Source organism: uncultured Sphingomonas sp., from assembly GCF_964250165.1.
Taxonomy (GTDB): domain Bacteria; phylum Pseudomonadota; class Alphaproteobacteria; order Sphingomonadales; family Sphingomonadaceae; genus Sphingomonas.
The window spans coordinates 26,399-43,256 of record NZ_CAXUEK010000001.1 but is presented as its reverse complement, the minus strand read 5'-3'; the positions used below and the strand labels follow the sequence as shown (position 1 = coordinate 43,256).

Annotated in this window: 16 protein-coding genes and 2 pseudogenes (1 of these 18 only partly in view); 11 read left to right on the top strand and 7 right to left on the bottom strand. The window is 70.2% G+C overall.

What is annotated here, in order from left to right; all coding sequences use genetic code 11:
• From ACFE64_RS00210 to mazG, 7 genes and pseudogenes are all read left to right on the top strand, one after another.
• Positions 1-308 (top strand): annotated as a pseudogene (locus tag ACFE64_RS00210) (D-alanyl-D-alanine carboxypeptidase family protein); it begins 861 nt to the left of the window's first position.
• Positions 309-327: 19 nt separating this feature from the next.
• Positions 328-1,305 (top strand): DNA polymerase III subunit delta', encoded by a 978-nt coding sequence (locus ACFE64_RS00205; protein ID WP_375390424.1) that lies wholly within the window; start codon positions 328-330, stop codon positions 1,303-1,305.
• 42 nt (positions 1,306-1,347) lie between these two features.
• A complete protein-coding gene (gene metG / locus ACFE64_RS00200) occupies positions 1,348-2,898 on the top strand; it encodes a methionine--tRNA ligase (protein ID WP_375390423.1) in 1,551 nt (516 codons plus the stop codon).
• Positions 2,898-3,674, top strand: a complete 777-nt coding sequence (locus tag ACFE64_RS00195; protein WP_375390422.1) for a TatD family hydrolase — start codon at positions 2,898-2,900, stop codon at positions 3,672-3,674. Before metG ends, ACFE64_RS00195 begins: the two co-directional genes overlap by 1 nt.
• On the top strand, positions 3,671-4,435 hold the full coding sequence (locus tag ACFE64_RS00190; protein WP_375390421.1) for an MBL fold metallo-hydrolase: 765 nt from the start codon (positions 3,671-3,673) through the stop codon (positions 4,433-4,435). Before ACFE64_RS00195 ends, ACFE64_RS00190 begins: the two co-directional genes overlap by 4 nt.
• On the top strand, positions 4,432-5,046 hold the full coding sequence (locus ACFE64_RS00185; RefSeq protein WP_375390420.1) for a TIGR02281 family clan AA aspartic protease: 615 nt from the start codon (positions 4,432-4,434) through the stop codon (positions 5,044-5,046). Before ACFE64_RS00190 ends, ACFE64_RS00185 begins: the two co-directional genes overlap by 4 nt.
• A 21-nt stretch (positions 5,047-5,067) precedes the next feature.
• Positions 5,068-5,841 carry a nucleoside triphosphate pyrophosphohydrolase gene (mazG, locus tag ACFE64_RS00180; RefSeq protein WP_375390419.1) on the top strand — a complete coding sequence of 258 codons (774 nt, stop codon included), beginning with the start codon at positions 5,068-5,070 and terminating at the stop codon, positions 5,839-5,841.
• Between the two features lie 57 nt (positions 5,842-5,898).
• Here the strand turns inward: mazG and hflX are convergent, their stop codons facing one another.
• The 5 genes and pseudogenes from hflX to dusB form a co-directional block, all read right to left on the bottom strand.
• Positions 5,899-7,224 (bottom strand): GTPase HflX, encoded by a 1,326-nt coding sequence (gene hflX, locus ACFE64_RS00175; RefSeq protein WP_375390418.1) that lies wholly within the window; start codon positions 7,222-7,224, stop codon positions 5,899-5,901.
• A pseudogene (gene hfq / locus ACFE64_RS00170) lies at positions 7,221-7,724 on the bottom strand (RNA chaperone Hfq); the annotation flags it as partial. The pseudogene hfq and the gene hflX, both read right to left, overlap by 4 nt.
• 62 nt (positions 7,725-7,786) lie before the next feature.
• Positions 7,787-9,157: a sigma-54-dependent transcriptional regulator gene (locus tag ACFE64_RS00165; RefSeq protein WP_375390417.1), complete on the bottom strand. Its 1,371-nt coding sequence runs from the start codon at positions 9,155-9,157 to the stop codon at positions 7,787-7,789.
• A gap of 4 nt (positions 9,158-9,161) precedes the next feature.
• Positions 9,162-11,366, bottom strand: coding sequence for an ATP-binding protein (locus ACFE64_RS00160; RefSeq protein ID WP_375390416.1), 2,205 nt, complete (start codon positions 11,364-11,366; stop codon positions 9,162-9,164).
• 80 nt (positions 11,367-11,446) lie between these two features.
• On the bottom strand, positions 11,447-12,460 hold the full coding sequence (dusB, locus tag ACFE64_RS00155) for a tRNA dihydrouridine synthase DusB (protein WP_375390415.1): 1,014 nt from the start codon (positions 12,458-12,460) through the stop codon (positions 11,447-11,449).
• 78 nt (positions 12,461-12,538) lie between these two features.
• Between dusB and ACFE64_RS00150 the strand changes: the two genes are divergently transcribed.
• The 3 genes from ACFE64_RS00150 to ACFE64_RS00140 are packed head-to-tail and all read left to right on the top strand — an operon-like array spanning position 12,539 to position 14,687.
• The gene (locus ACFE64_RS00150) at positions 12,539-13,672 is read left to right on the top strand and encodes a bifunctional 2-C-methyl-D-erythritol 4-phosphate cytidylyltransferase/2-C-methyl-D-erythritol 2,4-cyclodiphosphate synthase (protein WP_375390414.1); all 1,134 of its coding nucleotides are present in this window, start codon (positions 12,539-12,541) and stop codon (positions 13,670-13,672) included.
• Entirely contained in the window at positions 13,669-14,187 is a 519-nt protein-coding gene (locus tag ACFE64_RS00145; RefSeq protein ID WP_375390413.1) for a hypothetical protein, read from the top strand. Before ACFE64_RS00150 ends, ACFE64_RS00145 begins: the two co-directional genes overlap by 4 nt.
• Positions 14,187-14,687, top strand: coding sequence for a CinA family protein (locus ACFE64_RS00140; RefSeq protein ID WP_375390412.1), 501 nt, complete (start codon positions 14,187-14,189; stop codon positions 14,685-14,687). Before ACFE64_RS00145 ends, ACFE64_RS00140 begins: the two co-directional genes overlap by 1 nt.
• Here ACFE64_RS00140 and ACFE64_RS00135 read toward each other — a convergent pair.
• Both ACFE64_RS00135 and lipA read right to left on the bottom strand, forming a co-directional pair.
• Positions 14,648-15,106: a type II toxin-antitoxin system RatA family toxin gene (locus tag ACFE64_RS00135; protein WP_375390411.1), complete on the bottom strand. Its 459-nt coding sequence runs from the start codon at positions 15,104-15,106 to the stop codon at positions 14,648-14,650. The two genes, ACFE64_RS00140 and ACFE64_RS00135, sit on opposite strands and share 40 nt — an antisense overlap.
• Before the next feature lie 154 nt (positions 15,107-15,260).
• Positions 15,261-16,178, bottom strand: a complete 918-nt coding sequence (gene lipA / locus ACFE64_RS00130) for a lipoyl synthase (RefSeq protein WP_375390410.1) — start codon at positions 16,176-16,178, stop codon at positions 15,261-15,263.
• 50 nt (positions 16,179-16,228) lie between these two features.
• On the opposite strand from lipA, the gene ACFE64_RS00125 reads away from it, so the two are divergent.
• Positions 16,229-16,858, top strand: coding sequence for a carbonic anhydrase (locus ACFE64_RS00125; RefSeq protein WP_375390409.1), 630 nt, complete (start codon positions 16,229-16,231; stop codon positions 16,856-16,858).

Below are 16,858 nucleotides of genomic sequence, written 5' to 3'. Positions count from 1 at the left end.
CGGTGGTCGCTGCCGGCCGCCATGTCGCCGACGCCGAGGTGCAGCTGGGCGACGCGGGCAAGGTGGGGCTGACGACCGACAAGCCGCTGGCCGTTACGCTTCCCGCCGGCGCGGTGCCGGAGATGCACGCCAAGGTGGTGTATGACGGGCCGCTCAAGGCGCCGATCGCCAAAGGGCAGCATGTCGCCGACCTGGTGATCACCAGCCCCGATCTCCCCGAGCAGCACCTGCCGCTCGTCGCCGATCGGGCGGTCGGCAAGGCGGGGTTCTTCGGCCGCGCCTGGGCGGGGCTGACGGGGCTGCTGTGATGTCGACCGCTGCGGCGCCATGACGTCACTGGTCGGCAATGTTGCCGCGCGGGAGGCGTTCGCGGCGGCGCTGACGGGCGGCGCGTTGCATCATGCGTGGCTGCTGGCCGGTCCCGGGGGCGTCGGGAAGGCGACGTTCGCCCGCGCCGTCGCGCTGCGCCTGCTCGCGGAATCGCACCGGCGGGACGGGCTGCCGCCCGGCCTCGCGGTGCCCGACGCGCATCCTGCCGTGGCGCTGTTCGCGGCCGGCTCGCACCCCGACTTCCGGCTGCTCGCCCGCCTGCCGCGCGACGCCGACAAGCCCGAAGCAGGGCTGGCGCGCAGCATCAAGGTCGATCAGGTCCGCGCACTGCAGCCGTTCCTGGGGCTCGCCACCTCGCTGGGGCCTCGGCGCGTGATCCTGATCGACGCGATCGACGATCTGGAGCGGGAAGGCGCCAACGCGCTGCTCAAGAACCTGGAGGAGCCGCCGCCCGGCACGGTGTTCCTGCTCGTCAGCCACGCGCCCGGCCGGCTGCTGCCGACGATCCGCTCGCGCTGCCGGCTGCTGCGCTTCGCCGCGCTGCCTGACGACGGCATGGGTGAGGTGATCCGCCGCGCCGATCCGACGCTGTCGGCCGACGAGATCGCGGCGCTGGTCCGGGCGGGGGAGGGCTCGCCTGGACGCGCGCTCGGCTATGCGGGGCTGGACGTGGCGGGGCTCGACCGCGCGATCCGCGCCATCGCCGCCGATGGCGACGCCGACAATGCGCAGCGCGCCGCGCTCGGCCGGGCGCTCGCGCCCAAGGCAGCGCAGCCGCGTTACGAGGCTTTTCTGGAGCGCGCGCCCGCCTTCCTGGCGGAAGCGGCGAAGGTCTGCACCGGGCCGCCGCTCGCCGACGCGCTCGACCTTCACGCCCGCGCGCGCGACCTCGCCGGCGCAGCGCTCGGCCTGTCGCTCGATCCGCAGGCGACGGTGTGGGAAATGGCCGGGCTGGTGGCCTCGCTCGCGCGCTGAAAGCGGTTCAGCCGCGCGCGGCGACCTGTTAGGGCGGGGCGCATGGCCGAGCCCTTCTACATCACTACGGCAATCCACTATCCCAATGGCCGCCCGCATATCGGCCACGCCTATGAGATGATCGCCGCCGACGCGGTCGCGCGCTTCCAGCGACAGGCGGGGCGCGACGTGCGCTTCCAGACCGGCACCGACGAGCATGGCCTGAAGATGGTGCAGGCCGCGCGCGCCGCGGGGCAGGAGGTCGCGCCGTTCGCGGACGCGATGGCCGCGCACTTCAGCGACATGGCCGATCGGCTCGGCATCTCCTACGATCGCTTCTTCCGTACCACCGCGCCCGAGCACTATGCGGCGACACAGGAATTGTGGCGCCGGATGGCGGCGAATGGCGACCTGTATCTGGATCGCTACGAGGGCTGGTATTCGGTGCGCGACGAGGCCTTCTACGATGAGAAGGAGCTCACCGGGGAGGGCGACGACCGGCTCTCGCCGCAGGGCACGCCGGTCGAGTGGACCGCGGAGGAAACCTGGTTCTTTCGCCTGTCGCGCTACCAGCAGCCGTTGCTCGACCTGTATGCGGCCAATCCCGACTTCGTCCGGCCGGACAGCCGGCGCAACGAGGTGGTGCGGTTCGTCGAGGGTGGCCTGGCCGACCTGTCGGTCTCGCGCACCAGCTTCGACTGGGGAGTGCCGGTGCCGGACAGCCCGGGGCACGTGATGTATGTCTGGGTCGACGCGCTGACCAATTACCTGTCCGGCACCGGCTGGCCTGGCGAGACGGCGGAAGGCCGTTTCTGGCCCGCCGACCTGCACCTGATCGGCAAGGACATCGTCCGCTTCCACGCGGTCTACTGGCCCGCCTTCCTGCTGTCGGCGGGCATCGCCCTGCCGCGCAGTGTCTTCGGCCACGGCTTCCTGCTCCATCGCGGCGAGAAGATGTCCAAGTCGGTCGGGAACGTCGTCGACCCGATCCAGCTGGCGGATCTGTTCGGCGTCGATGCGCTGCGCTATTTCCTGCTGCGCGAGGTCAGCTTCGGGCAGGACGGCAGCTACTCGGCCGACGCGATCGTCACCCGCGTCAATGCCGAGCTGGCGAACAGCTTCGGCAACCTCGTCCAGCGCACCTTGTCGTTCATCGCCAAGAACCTCGACGGCGTCTTTCCCGACGCGGGCAAGATCGCTGACGCCGATGGCGTGCTGATCGAGGAAGTCGTGGTGGCCTGCGCCGGCTTTCGCACCGCGTTCGCCGATCTGATGCTGTCGCAGGGCGTCGAGGCGTGGCTGCGTGGGGTATTCGCCTGCAACGCCTATATCGATGCGGAGGCACCCTGGGCGCTGCGCAAGAGCGATCCCGAACGCATGCACGCCGTGCTCGGCACGCTGGTGCGCGCGATCCGGATGCTCGCCATCACCATCCTGCCGATCGTGCCCGAGGCGGCGGGGAGGGTGCTCGACCAGATCGGGGCGGCGGCGCGCGACCATGCGGCGGCGGACGACGACGGCTGGTACGCGCGGCAGGCGGCGAGCGGCTTCCGCATCGCCGCGCCGAGCCCCATCTTTCCCAGAATGGAGCTGACGGCGGAGGCGGCGGCCTGATGCTCGCGGACAGCCATTGCCACCTGAACTACAAGGGATTGGTCGAGGATCAGCAGGCCGTGCTGGAACGCGCCCGCGCCCGCGGCGTCACCGCCATGCTCAACATCGCGACGCGCGAGAGCGAGTGGGACGCGGTGCTCGCGACCGCCGAGTGCGAGCCGGACGTCTGGGCGACGGTGGGCATCCATCCGCACGAAGCCGACCAGCACCCGGACGTCGATACTGCGAGGCTGGTCGAGCGGGCGCGGCACCCGCGCGTCGCCGGGATCGGCGAGAGCGGGCTCGATTACCATTACGATCACAGCGACCGTGGGCGGCAACAGGCGAGCTTCCGCGCTCACATCGCCGCGGCGCGCGAGGCGGGCGTGCCGCTGGTGGTGCACACCCGCGACGCCGAGGACGACACCGCCGCGATCCTGGCGGACGAGATGGGGAAGGGCGACTATGCCGGCGTGATCCACTGCTTCACCGCCTCGGGAGCGTTCGCGGACAAGGCGTTGGAACTGGGCTTCTTCATCTCCATCTCGGGTATCGTGACCTTCAAGAATGCGCGTGACTTGCAGACGACCGCCGCCCGCATCCCGGCCGATCGCCTGCTGATCGAAACCGATGCGCCGTTCCTCGCGCCCGTGCCGCACCGGGGCAGGACCGGCGAGCCGGCGTTCGTCGCCGACACGGCGGCGTTCCTGGCGACGCTGCGCGGTGAGGATGTGCACGAGCTTCAGCACTATACGGCCGCGAACTTCCACCGGCTGTTCGCCAAGACGGCGGCGTGAAGCTGCGCATTCTGGGATCGGGAACGTCGTCGGGCGTGCCGCGGATCGGCCCGGACTGGGGCGCGTGCGATCCAGCCGAGCCGCGCAACCGACGCACCCGGGCGAGCATCCTGGTGGAGCACGACGGCGCCCGCGTGTTGATCGACACCAGCCCGGACCTGCGCGAGCAATTGCTGACGGCAGCGGTGGCGACGGTAGACGCGGTGATCTGGACGCACGATCATGCCGATCATTGTCACGGCATCGATGATCTTCGGCAGGTCTTCCACGCGCTCGGTCGGCCCGTGATCGGTTTTGCACGGCCGGACGTGCTCGCCGCGTTGCAGGCGCGATTCGCTTATATCTTTCAGGGTCGGCAAGATTATCCGGCGGTGGTGGACATCCGACCCCTACCGGAAACGCTGATGATCGGCGGGCTGGCGATCGCGACGGTGGATCAGCCGCACGGTCGGATCACCTCGGTCGGCCTGCGCTTCGAGGCCGGTGGCAAGGCGGCGGGCTATGCTACAGATTTCCATGAGCTTACGCCCGCCATGCGTCGGCTCTACACGGGGCTGGACGTATGGGTGCTCGATGCCCTGCGGCATGCGCCGCACCCGAGCCACCCCACGGTGAAGACGGCGCTGGGCTGGATCGAGGAGCTGCGCCCGACCCGGGCAGCGTTCATTCACATGGACCATTCGCTCGATTATCGGTGGCTCGCCCGGTCGCTCCCCGCCGGAGTCGAACCGGGTTTCGACGGGTTGGAGTTTGCGCTGTGACGTTCGCCCATGGCGACCTTCTGATCTATGCGCTGCTGCTGGTGCTGCCGATCTCGGCGCTCATCGCCCGGCGGGTGCCGCTGCTGCGCATCCTCACGATGCTGGTCAGCTGGGCCGGGCTGATGGCGCTGCTGCTGGTCATCATCGCGCAGCGTGGCAGGTTCGATCCGTACATGGCGCGGATCGCCAGCGCGCTGAAGCTCAACGATCAGCAGGTCGTCGGCCGCGAGGTGCGGATAGCGATGGATGCGGACGGACATTTCTGGGCCAAGGTCAGCATTGCCGGCGTCGAGCGGCGGATGTTGATCGACAGCGGCGCGACGATCACCGCGGTCTCGACCGAGACCGCGGCGGCCGCCGGGCTCAAGGTCGACAAGCCGATCTTTCCGCTGTTGATCCAGACCGCCAACGGGCAGATTTCCGCCGACACCTCGACCGTACCGGAGCTGCGGCTGGGCAACGTCGCCGCGCGCGATCTGCCGGTGCTGGTGTCGCCGGCCTTCGGCGACACCGACGTGCTCGGCATGAACTTCCTGTCGCGGCTGAAGAGCTGGCGGGTGGAGGGGCGGACGCTGGTGTTGACACCACACCATCCGCAGAGTTTTACATAATGCTTATTATCGGTCTGAGACATGGCTGACGGGGCGGGCTCCCCCACCGCGGCCATCGAGCGACTGGTCGAAATCATGGCGCGGTTGCGCGATCCCGAGCACGGTTGCGCATGGGACGTGGCGCAGACCTGGGCGACGATCGCGCCCTATACGATCGAGGAGGCCTATGAGGTCGCCGACGCGATCGCACGCGACGATCCGGTGGACCTCAAGGACGAACTCGGCGATCTGCTCCTGCAGGTCGTCTTCCACAGCCGCATCGCCGAGGAAGCGGGCGCCTTTGCGCTGGCTGACGTGGCCGCCGCGATCGGCGACAAGATGGAGCGGCGACACCCGCACATCTTCGCCGATCCCGGCATCGGCCACGCGGATTGGGAACGCGTCAAGGCGGAGGAACGCCGCGCCCGGGGTGTGACCGGCGCGCTGGACGGGGTGGCGATCGGCCTGCCCGCCCTGCAGCGCGCGGAGAAACTGCAGCGCCGGGCTGCGCGGATCGGTTTCGACTGGCCCGACGCGAGCGGGCCGCGCGCGAAGATCGATGAGGAATTACAAGAAGTCGCCGGCGCTCCAGAGGATGCCGTGCAAGAAGAGATTGGCGATCTCCTGTTCGCGGTCGTCAACTGGGCGCGACACCTGGGCGTGGATGCGGAAACCGCCCTGCGGGATGCGAGCGCCAAGTTCGAACGACGCTTCCGCGCCATGGAGGCTCAGGCCGGCGACGCGTTCGCTTCGCTCGATCTGGACGGCAAGGAGACCCTCTGGTCAGCGGTTAAGCGAAGCGAGCAGGCGCGGTAGAACGGCACGCGGGTGGCCATGTCGTGGCGGCTCTACCTCGAAGATGCTGACTGGAGGTTAACCCTCATCGTCAGGCGTTGCCGCCTGCTGGCGGAAGCGGGCGAAATCGCGTTCGGCGAGCCGCACCCGATAGACGAGCCGCCCTTCCTCCTCGTGCTGGTCCAGCACTTCGCCGTGTTCGTGAAGCCAGGCGGCGCCCGCGCCATCACCTGGATCGAGCGCGATGGTATAGCTGCGATGATCCGCCGTAAGCCGGGCGGCGATCTCCGCCATCAGGGCCGCGACACCCTCCCCCGTCAGCGCCGACATCGCGGCCACGTCCGGACGGCGCGCCGCCTCGGCCAGCATGTCCGTGCGTGCCTCAGGCTCCAGCAGGTCGAGCTTGTTCCAGGCCTCGATCCGCGGCGTTTCCGGCGCGACGCCGATCTCGGTCAGCACCGTCTCCACATCCGATCGCTGCGCATCCGAATCCGGGTGCGCGATGTCGCGGATGTGCAGCAGCAGGTCGGCCGAAACGACCTCCTCCAGCGTCGCCTTGAACGCGGCCACGAGCTGCGTGGGCAGGTCGGAGACGAAGCCGACCGTGTCGGACAGGATCGCCTTCTCGATGCCGGGCAGCGCGATCTGCCGCAAGGTCGGATCGAGCGTCGCGAAAAGCAGGTCCTCGGCCATGACGTCGGCCCCGGTCAGCCGGTTGAACAGCGTCGACTTGCCGGCATTGGTGTAGCCGACCAGCGCGATTACCGGCCAGGGCGCGCGCTGACGGCGGTCGCGATGCAGGCCGCGGGTGCGGCTGACCTGGTCGAGCTCGCGACGCAGCCGGGCCATGCGGTCGCGGATCAGGCGGCGGTCGGCCTCGATCTGCGTCTCGCCCGGACCGCCCAGGAAGCCGAAGCCGCCGCGCTGCCGCTCCAGGTGCGTCCAGCTGCGCACCAGCCGACCGGCCTGATAGTCGAGGTGCGCCAGCTCCACCTGCAGCCGCCCCTCGGCGGTGGCGGCGCGCTCGCCGAAGATTTCGAGGATCAGGCCGGTGCGGTCGATTACCTTGGCCGCGAGCCCGGTCTCCAGGTTGCGCTGCTGCACAGGCGTGAGGCCGGCGTCGAAAATGACCAGCGTCGCGTTCTCCTGCCGCACCCGATCGGCCAGCTGCTGCATCTGGCCGGTGCCGATCAGCGTCGCCGGACGCGGCGCGCGGACGCGCAGCGCGATCCGCTCGGCGACCACCAGCCCGATCGCATCGGCAAGCCCCGCCGTCTCCGCCAGCCGCGCTTCCGCATCGCGCCGGGTGTCGCCACGATCCGGCAGCACGACCAGCGCCCGCGCACCGCGGGCGAACTCGCCCCGATCCCGCTCGAAACCGCCGCGTTCGAGGCCCTGGCTCAAACCTCCTCCACCTCGTCCGGCTCGTCGGCGAGGCTGAGCGGCCGCGCCGGCTGGATGGTGGACACCGCGTGTTTATAGACCAGCTGCGCCATGCCGTCGCGGGTGAGCAGCATGCAGAACAGGTCGAAGCCGGCGATGTAGCCCTGGAGCATGACCCCGTTGATGAGGAACATCGTCACGCTGTCATCAGAGCGGAGCACCGCATTCAGGAAGATGTCCTGCAGCAGCGGCTTGCGCGTCGTTTCGGGGAGCGTGCCGGTCACGGCGTCGGCGTCGAACGTGCCGGCGGGCATGATGGTGGAGATCGCGTGCTTGTAGATCAGCTGCGATTGGCCATCGCGGCGCAGCAGCACCGAAAAATTGTCGAACCAGGTGACGATCCCCTGAAGCTTGACGCCCTTGACCAGAAACATGGTGATGGGGGTCTTGGACTTGCGCACGTGGTTCAGGAACAGGTCCTGCAGCGAGGTCTGCTTGTCGGCCATGGATTGCCCTTCTTGTTGGCGGGTCGTGCCCCGCGATGCGCCGGTTCCCGGCGTCGGATGGTTCCCAGCGGGAACGGCTAGTCGTCCCTACTATCGGCGATACCGAGCAGCTTCAATTTGCGATGCAGCGCCGAACGTTCCATGCCGATGAAACTCGCCGTGCGGGAAATGTTGCCGGAAAAGCGACGGATCTGGACGCGGAGATACTCGCGCTCGAAGCTCTCGCGCGCCTCGCGCAACGGCGCCCCCATGATCGCGCCGGCACCGCCCACATGGCCCTGCCCGCCCAGCACCTCGGCAGGCAGCAGATCCAGGTCGATGCGGCCGATGCGGTCGCCGGGCGCGAGGATGATGGTGCGCTCGACGACGTTGCGCAGCTGGCGGACGTTGCCGGGCCAGTCGTAGGACTGCAGCGCGACCATCGCGTCGGGCGCGATCTCCGGCGTCGGCACGCGGCGCTCGGAGGCATAATGGGCGGTGAAGTGCTGGACGAGCGCGGGGATGTCGTCCCGCCGATCAGCAAGCGATGGCACCGCCACGGGGACGACGTTGAGGCGATAATACAGGTCCTCCCGGAAGCGGCCCGCGGCGATCTCCGCCATGAGATCCCGCGACGTGGCGGAGACGACGCGGACGTCGACCTTGACGACGCGGGCGCCGCCGATGCGGGTGAAGCTCTGGTCGGTCAGCACGCGCAGGATGCGGGCCTGGGTGGCGATCGGCATGTCGGCGATCTCGTCCAGGAACAAGGTGCCGCCATGGGCCTGTTCGAGCAGGCCGGGGCGGACGAGATCGCCTGCCTCTTCCAGCCCGAACAGCTCCTCCTCGACGCGCTCGGGTGTCATTCGCGCCGCCGAAACGATGGTGAACGGGGCATCGGTGCGCTGGCTCCAGCCGTGTAGCAGGCGGGCGGCGACCTCCTTGCCGACGCCGGCCGGGCCAGTGACGAGCACGCGGCTGCCGGTGGCGGCGACCCGCTTCAGCGTCGCGCGCACGGCATTGATCGCCGCCGAGCTGCCGGTCAGATCGACATCGCGCCCCGCCGAGACGCGCAGTGACGCCACTTCGCGTCGCAGCCGCTCGGTCTCGGTCGCGCGCGCGACCATCAGCAGCAGGCGCTCGGCCTCGAACGGCTTCTCGATGAAGTCCGCGGCCCCGCGGCGGATCGCGGCGACGGCGGTGTCGAGGTTGCCGTGGCCGGAGATCACCAGCACCGGCAGCGACGGATCGCGCCGCTTGATCTCGTCGAGCAGCTCAAGCCCGTCGAGACGCGAGCCGGCGAGCCACACGTCGAGCAGCACCAGGCTGGGACGGCGGGCGGCAATGGCGTCGAGCGCGCCGTCGCTGTCGGCGGCGTCGCGGGTCTGATAACCCTCGTCCTCCAGCACACCGGCGACGAGCTCGCGGATGTCCTGCTCGTCGTCGACCACGAGGATGTCGAGCGCCATGCGGTCAGCTCCGGCTGCGGGCAAGCTGGGCGACCGCGCCCTCGCCTGCGTCGTCGTGATCTTCGCCGATCTCCAGCGTCGCGAGCGCGGCGACATCGAACGCCAGGGTCACCACCGCGCCACCACCCGGCCGATCGGAAAACGTCATCATGCCATGGTGTTCCTCGACGATCTTCTTGACGATGGCGAGCCCCAGACCGGTGCCGCGCGGGCGATGGGTAACATAGGGTTCGACGATGCGCTCGCGGTCGGCGGGTAGTCCAACGCCGGTGTCGCTGATCGCGATCACCATGCGGGCGCCTTGCCGCTCGACGGTGACGGCGACCTCGCCCTCCCCGCCCTTGGCCTCGATCGCCTCCACGGCGTTCTTGACGACGTTGCCCAGCGCCTGGCCGAGCAGGCGGCGATCGCAGACGAGGTGCACGGCGGGATCGGGCACGTCGAGCGTGAAGCGCACGCCCGGATGCGCGACTTCGAGCAGGAACAGCGTCTGGCGGACGATATCGACCAGCAGCTCGTCACGGAACATGGGTTTGGGCATCCGCGCGAAGGAGGAGAACTCGTCGACCATGCGACGAATGTCGCCAACCTGGCGTACGATCGTCTCGGTCAGCCGCGCGAAGGTGACGTCCCCCGCCTCCACCTTCGCCCCATAGCGGCGCTGGAGGCGCTCGGCGGCGAGCTGGATGGGGGTGAGCGGGTTCTTGATCTCGTGCGCGATGCGCCGGGCCACGTCCGCCCAGGCCGCGCGGCGCTGATCGAGCTGTTGCTGCGTGATGTCGTCGAAGGTCAGGATCGCGCCCGCCGCGGTGCGCTGGAGCCGGACCGCGAGCGTGCGGGTCTCGCCCTCCTGCCCCACCTCGACGATCGCCTCGCGGCTGTTCTCCAGCACCAGCCGGTCGAGCTCGGGCGCGACGTCGGCGAGCGCGCGGCCGACCGGCTCCGCGGACGCGAGCAGCCGCGCGGCGGGCGCGTTGGCGAGCGAGATGACCCGATCGGCGCTGGTGGCGACGACGCCGGCCGACACGCCGCCCACCACCGCCTCGATCAGCGCGCGGCGCTGCTCCAGCGCCTCCGTCTGGCCCTGCAGGCGACCGGTCATCTGGTTGAAGGTGCGCGACAGGGTTCCGACCTCGTCGCGCGCGCGGGTGTCCGGTACCCGCGCGGTCAGGTCGCCGCCCTCCACCCGCCGGGCGGCGCCGACCAGCTCCGCGACCGGCCGCACGAGGCGGTCAGCGACGGTGAGCGCGATCCACACCGCCAGCCCGACGATCAGCAGCGACAGCAGCAGCAGCGCGGCGTTGAAGCGCAGCTGGATGGAACGGCCCTTCGCCAGCAGGTTGCGATAGCTGTCCTGGATCGCCTGCCCGCGCCGGAGCTGATCGGTCACCGTCTGCATGTCGACGTCGGTGGCGGTGAACAGGTAAGTGTCGGTGAAACCGGGCAGCGCGGCGAGCGCGGTGATCTGGTTGCGCTTGACCGTGACGATGGTGGTCCGCCGCGTCCGCAGCCGCGCGAGGCGGGCCGGCGTCAGCTCGTGCGCGACATCGATCCCGTCGGGGTTGACCATCAGGTGCGTGCGTACGAGCCCCGCCGGCGAGACCGTGAACAGGATGCCGTCCGACAGGCCGCGGTAATAAACCTGCTGCTGCCCGAAGAACTGCAGCAGTCTCGGATCGTCGAGGTTGGTGCGGCGCAAGGCCTCGGCCATGTCGCCCGCCGCCAACGTCGCGGTCTCTCCCCAATGCGACACGGTACGTTGATAATTGTCGCGCGCGAGTGACGCGGCGCCGTCGAGCATGGCGCGCGACTGGTCCGAATACCAGAATTGTACGCCGTATTGGAACAGCAGCGACGCGACGATGCTGACCAGCAGCATCGGCACTGCCGCCATCACCGAAAACAGCAGCACCAGCCGGACGTGCAGCTGCCCCCCGCTCCCCACCGTCCGCGCTGCGCGCCGCCGCGCCAGCCAGCGGCCGACCAGCACCAGCAACGCCGAGCCGGCAAGCAGGTTCGCGACCAGCATCAGCGCGATCAGGAGCGGGTTGTAGAGGCTGGGTGTCGCGCTCTGCCGGCTGATGAGGATATAACTGCCGGTCGCGATCGCGACGATCACCGTCACCGCCAGCGCGCGTCCGACAGGTGTTAGCGCCAGCCGGGAGGCGTGCTCCTCCGGGCGGGCTTCCGCGAACGACACCGACGTCATTCCCGTCCCGCTACAGCGTCACCTGTTGCAGGGAAAGCACATAATGGTGGGCAGAGGGCAACGCGTTAACGATTGGCCGATCAGGCGGCGGCACGCTGTCGCCAGGGTGCGTAGAACTCCGCGAGCATCGCCTGCACACGGCGGTGATCCGGCTCCTGGTTGACCGCGTTGCGGAACTCGGCCGAGCCGGGCAGCCCCTTGGTGTACCAGCCGATATGCTTGCGCGCCATGTTGACGCCGGTCACCGTCCCATAATGCGACAGCATGGCATCATAATGGGCGGCGATCGTGCGATACTGCTCGTCCAGGCTCGGGTCCGGCACGCGGCGGCCGCTGCGGAACCACTCCATCACCTGGCCGAGCAGCCAGGGCCGGCCATAGCTGCCGCGGCCGATCATCACGCCGTCCGCGCCCGACTGGGCCAGCGCCGCCTCCGCGTCCTCGATCGAACAGATGTCGCCGTTGGCGATGACGGGAATGGCCACCGCCTCCTTCACCCGGCGGATAAAACCCCAGTCGGCCGAGCCCTTGTACATCTGGTTGCGGGTGCGGCCGTGGACGGTGACCATCGTCACGCCCAGACCCTCCGCCGCCCGGGCGAGCTCGGGCGCGTTGAGGCTGTCATGGCACCAGCCCTTCCGCATCTTGAGCGTGACGGGAACACGGACCGCCTTCACCACCGCGTCGACAATCCCGCCGGCGAGCGTCAGGTCGCGCATCAGCGCCGAGCCGGCGTCGCCGTTCGTCACCTTGCGGACCGGGCAGCCCATGTTGATGTCGACGATCGCCGCGCCGCGATCCTCCGCCAGGCGCGCCGCCTCGCCCATCTCGTAGGGCGTGCAGCCGACCAGCTGCATCGACACCGGCTCCTCGCTCGGGTCCCAGGCCAACTTCTGGAGCGACTGGCGCGTCTCGCGGAGCGCGGCCTGGCTGGCGATCATCTCCGTCACGTTCAGCCCGGAGCCGTAACGGCGGACCAGCCGGCGGAACGGCAGGTCCGTGACGCCCGTCATCGGCGCCAGGATCACCGGCGTCTCGATCCGGACGCCCTTGGCGCCGGCCGGGCCGATCTGGAGAGGGGCAAGCGTGGACATGACCGACGCGGCCTGTATCCACGCCTCGCCCGGGCAGCAAGGCTGGCGGCCAGGGCGGCGAGCGGGTAGCGGGCGCGGGTGAGCGTTGCCGCCATCATCGTCGCCGCCGGCTCGGGCAGCCGTGCGGGCGGAGCCGTGCCCAAGCAGTTCGCGCCGATTGCCGGGCTGCCGATGGTCGCGCACAGCTGGCGCGCATTCGCCGCGCATCCGGCGGTGGACGAGGTGGTGGTCGTCGTCGCTTCCGGCCAGGAGAAACGGGCGCGGGACGCGTGCGGGCCGGTGCGGCTGGCCACCGGCGGCGCGACGCGGCGCGAGTCGGTCGCGAACGGCCTCGCGGCGATCTCGGCCGAGCGCGTGCTGGTCCATGACGCAGCGCGGCCGTTCGTACCGGCGGCCGTGATCGACCGCGTGCTGGCAGCGCTGGATAGGGCGGCGGGCGTCACCCCCGCCCTGCCGCTCGCCGATACGCTGGTTCGCGGCGATGCGACGCTGGGCGAGATGGTGCGACGCGACGGGCTCTGGCGCGTTCAGACGCCGCAAGGCTTCGATGCCGCCGTCCTGCGCCGCGCTCACGCGGCCTGGGACGCGGCCGAGGAGGCGACCGACGACGCGCAGATGGTGCGCCGGCTTGGCGAGGTGGTGGCGTTGGTGCAGGGCGATCCGGTGCTGGAGAAGGTGACCAACCCCGCGGACTTCGCGGCTGCCGAAGCGCGCGCCGGCTGGGAGTGGCGCAGCGCCACGGGCTTCGACGTCCACCGGCTGGAGGCGGGCGAGGAGCTGTGGCTCGGCGGCGTGCTGATCCCGCACGATCGCGGGCTGTCCGGCCATTCCGACGCCGACGTAGCGCTCCATGCGCTCACCGACGCGCTGCTCGGCACCATCGCGGCGGGCGACATCGGGACGCATTTCCCGCCGAGCGACATGCAGTGGAAGGGCGCGGCCTCGCACCAGTTCCTCACTCATGCCGCCGGGCTGATCGCCGAACGCGGCGGCCGGATCGCCTTCGTCGACCTCACGCTGATCTGCGAGGCGCCCAAGATCGGGCCGCACCGCGCGGCGATGCAGGCGCGGATCGCGGCGCTGCTCGACCTCTCGCCCGACCGGGTCAGCATCAAGGCGACGACCACCGAGCGGCTCGGCTTCACCGGCCGCGGCGAAGGCATCGCCTGTCAGGCGTCGGCGACGGTGCGCCTGCCGGGAGCCTGGACGTGAGGACGCTGCTGCTCGCCGCCGCGCTGGCCTCCCCCGCCCAGCCGCCGCGGCCCTGCCTGACAGCGTCCGAGGCGGAGGCCGTGACGCTGGTCGCGCTGCCGGAGGTGCTGCGCCAGGCCGGCGTCGCGTGCGCGGCGGCGCTGCCCGCGACGGCGCTGCTCCGCCAAACCGCCGGGCCGCTGCTCGGGCGCTACGACGCCGAAGCCGATCGCGCCTGGCCGGCGGCGCGGGCGGCGATCGTCAAGCTGAGCGATCCGCAGGCGGATGCGCTGCTGGGCTCCGCCTTCGCGCGGCCGCTGCTGACCTCGCTGGTCGCGCCGCTGATCGTCGGGCGGATCGCGACCAAGGACTGCCCGACCGTCGACCGGCTGGTGACGCTCCTCGCGCCGCTGCCGCCGCGCAACACGGCAGGCGTGATCGTCACCACGCTCGGCTACCTCGCCGCGCAGCAGCCCGCGCCCGGCGGCAAGGGCCCGATCGCCGGCCTGCCGCTCTGCCCCGCGGAGGCGCCGTGATGGACACGATCCTGCCGTCCGAGCTGGTCGAGGCCGCGCGCCGCACCCTGGCGGCGAACCGCGCCGCGGGCCGCCGCATCGCGGTGGCGGAGAGCTGCACGGGCGGGCTGGTCTCGGCGGCGCTGACCGAATTGCCGGGCTCGTCGGACGTGTTCGAGGCGGGGTTCGTCACTTATTCGGACGAGGCGAAGGCGGGGATGCTGAAGGTCAGCTCCGACGTCATCGAGACGTTCGGCGCAGTCTCGATCGCAACCGCCTGGAGCATGGCGCAGCAGACGCTCGCCAAGACCAACGCCGACGTGGTGGTGGCGATCACCGGCGTCGCCGGGCCGGGCGGCGGCAGCGAGCGCAAGCCGGTCGGCACGGTCGTCTTCGCGAGAGCGGTCCGTAGCGGCGACCCGGCGGACGTGCATGCCGATCGCAAGGACTTCGGCGACCTGGGCCGCGGCGGCGTGCGGCTTCAGGCGGCGCTGTGCGCGCTGGAACTGCTGCTGCCGTAAAGCTGCGCGGCGCGCGTCTCGAACGCGCCGATCATCCGGCGCAACGCCTGGCCGAAGACCTGGCCGGCGAGCAGCTCGAACACCCGGTTCTTGAACGCGAAGTCGACGGTGAAATCGACTGCGCACCCTGCCCCTTCCGGCCGGAACCGCCAATCGTTGCGCAGGTGCCTGAGCGGGCCGTCGACATAATCGACATGGACGCTGCCGGGACGCGCCTTGGCGACGCGGCTGGTGAACGTCTCGCGCAACCCCTTGAAGCCGACGATCATGTCGGCCAGCGTTTCCGTCGGCCCATCCTGGCGGACGCGCATCGCGATCACCCAGGGCAGGAACTCGGGGTAGCGACGCACATCGGCGACGAGGTCGAACATCTGCTCCGCCGTATAGGGCAGATGCCGCGTTTCGCTGTGCTGGGGCACTAGCCCGCCCGCCCCATGCAATCCTCCCCGGCACGGCGAGGGGGACCATGCGAAGCATGGTGGAGCGGGGCCCGTGCCGGGTGATCCGCTCTCTCCGGAGCCCCCTCCACCACTCGCCGTCTGCGAGCGGTCCCCCTCCCCGTCCCGGGGAGGATCATAAGGCCAGCTGCGCCTCGCGCGCGGCCTTCATCCGGGCGAAATCGTCGCCGGCATGGTAGCTGGACCGGGTCAGCGGCGAGGCGGCCACGAGCAGGAACCCCTTGGCGCGCGCGATCGCGGCATAGGCGTCGAACGCCTTGGGGCTGACGAACTCGGCGACCTTCGCGTGGCGCGGCGTCGGCTGAAGATACTGGCCCATGGTGAGGAAATCGATGTCGGCCGAGCGCATGTCGTCCATGACCTGATGGACCTCCAGCCGCTCCTCACCCAGGCCCATCATCACGCCGGACTTGGTGAAGATCGACGGATCATGCCGCTTCACCGATTCGAGCAGCCGCAGCGAGGCGTAGTAGCGCGCACCCGGCCGGATGGTCGGGTAGAGCCGCGGCACGGTCTCCAGATTGTGGTTGTACACGTCCGGCCGCGCCGCGACGATGCGCTCGACCGCGCTCTGCGCCTTGTTGCGAAAATCCGGGGTGAGGATCTCGATCGTCGTCATGGGCGTGTTCCGGCGCAGCGCCTCGATGACCTTGACGAACTGGCTCGCGCCCCCGTCGGGCAGGTCGTCGCGATCGACCGAGGTGACGACGATGTGCTGCAGGCCGAGCTCGGCGGCCGCGACCGCGACATGCTCGGGCTCGAGCGGATCGACCGCGCGCGGCATCCCCGTCTTGACGTTGCAGAAGGCGCAGGCGCGCGTGCAGGTGTCGCCGAGGATCATCACCGTCGCGTGCTTCTTGGTCCAGCACTCGCCGATATTCGGGCAGGCCGCCTCCTCGCAGACGGTGGCCAGGCCCAGGCGGCGCATCAGCTGCCGCGTCTCGGCGACGCCCTGGCCGGTCGGCGCCTTGACGCGGATCCAATCGGGCTTGCGCGCCCGGGCCGGAGCCGCCAGCGGGGTCATGTCGTTCATGCCCCGCAGATAGCGACCGCCCCTTCCCGAAACAACGAGGCTTTCTCCCGATGACGCCCTTCGCAGACCTGATCGAAGGCTATTATCGCTTCCGCGGCACCGACTGGCTGGCGGAGCGCGACCGCTGGCAGGAGCTGGCGGGCGGGCAATCGCCCAAGGTGATGGTCATCGCCTGCTCCGACAGCCGGGTGGACCCGGCGACGATCTTCGGCACACGGCCGGGCGAGGTGTTCGTAGTCCGCAACGTCGCCGCGCTGGTGCCGCCGTTCGAGACGGGCGGCGGACGGCACGGCGTGTCGGCGGCGCTGGAGTTTGCGGTCACCAAGCTGGGCGTCGAGGAGATCGTCGTCCTGGGCCATGGCGCCTGCGGCGGCGTGCAGGCGGCGCTCAGCCGCAGCCTGGAGGATGCGCCACCGGGCGAAGGCGGGTTCGTGGCGGGCTGGATCGCCATGCTCGACGCAGCGCGGGACCGCGTGGCGGCCGAGCACGGCACCGGCGCTGAGGGTCAGCAGGCCTTGGAGCAGGAAGCGGTGAAGGTCTCGATCGCCAATCTGATGACCTTTCCGTTCGTGCGCGAGCGGGTGGACGCGGGCCGGCTGACGATCCACGGCGCGGTATTCGCGATCGCCGACGGCAAGCTCAGGGTGCTGGACGGGTCGGGGGGGTTCACGCCGGCGTGA

Excerpts from the sequence above, each read along its gene's own strand:
- ACFE64_RS00205 (WP_375390424.1), top strand. The coding sequence starts at position 328 with ATGACGTCACTGGTCGGCAATGTTGCCGCGCGGGAGGCGTTCGCGGCG.
- metG (WP_375390423.1), top strand. The coding sequence starts at position 1,348 with ATGGCCGAGCCCTTCTACATCACTACGGCAATCCACTATCCCAATGGC.
- ACFE64_RS00195 (WP_375390422.1), top strand. The coding sequence starts at position 2,898 with ATGCTCGCGGACAGCCATTGCCACCTGAACTACAAGGGATTGGTCGAG.
- mazG (WP_375390419.1), top strand. The coding sequence starts at position 5,068 with ATGGCTGACGGGGCGGGCTCCCCCACCGCGGCCATCGAGCGACTGGTC.
- ACFE64_RS00165 (WP_375390417.1), bottom strand. The coding sequence starts at position 9,157 with ATGGCGCTCGACATCCTCGTGGTCGACGACGAGCAGGACATCCGCGAG.
- ACFE64_RS00160 (WP_375390416.1), bottom strand. The coding sequence starts at position 11,366 with ATGACGTCGGTGTCGTTCGCGGAAGCCCGCCCGGAGGAGCACGCCTCC.
- dusB (WP_375390415.1), bottom strand. The coding sequence starts at position 12,460 with ATGTCCACGCTTGCCCCTCTCCAGATCGGCCCGGCCGGCGCCAAGGGC.
- ACFE64_RS00140 (WP_375390412.1), top strand. The coding sequence starts at position 14,187 with ATGGACACGATCCTGCCGTCCGAGCTGGTCGAGGCCGCGCGCCGCACC.
- lipA (WP_375390410.1), bottom strand. The coding sequence starts at position 16,178 with ATGAACGACATGACCCCGCTGGCGGCTCCGGCCCGGGCGCGCAAGCCC.
- ACFE64_RS00125 (WP_375390409.1), top strand. The coding sequence starts at position 16,229 with ATGACGCCCTTCGCAGACCTGATCGAAGGCTATTATCGCTTCCGCGGC.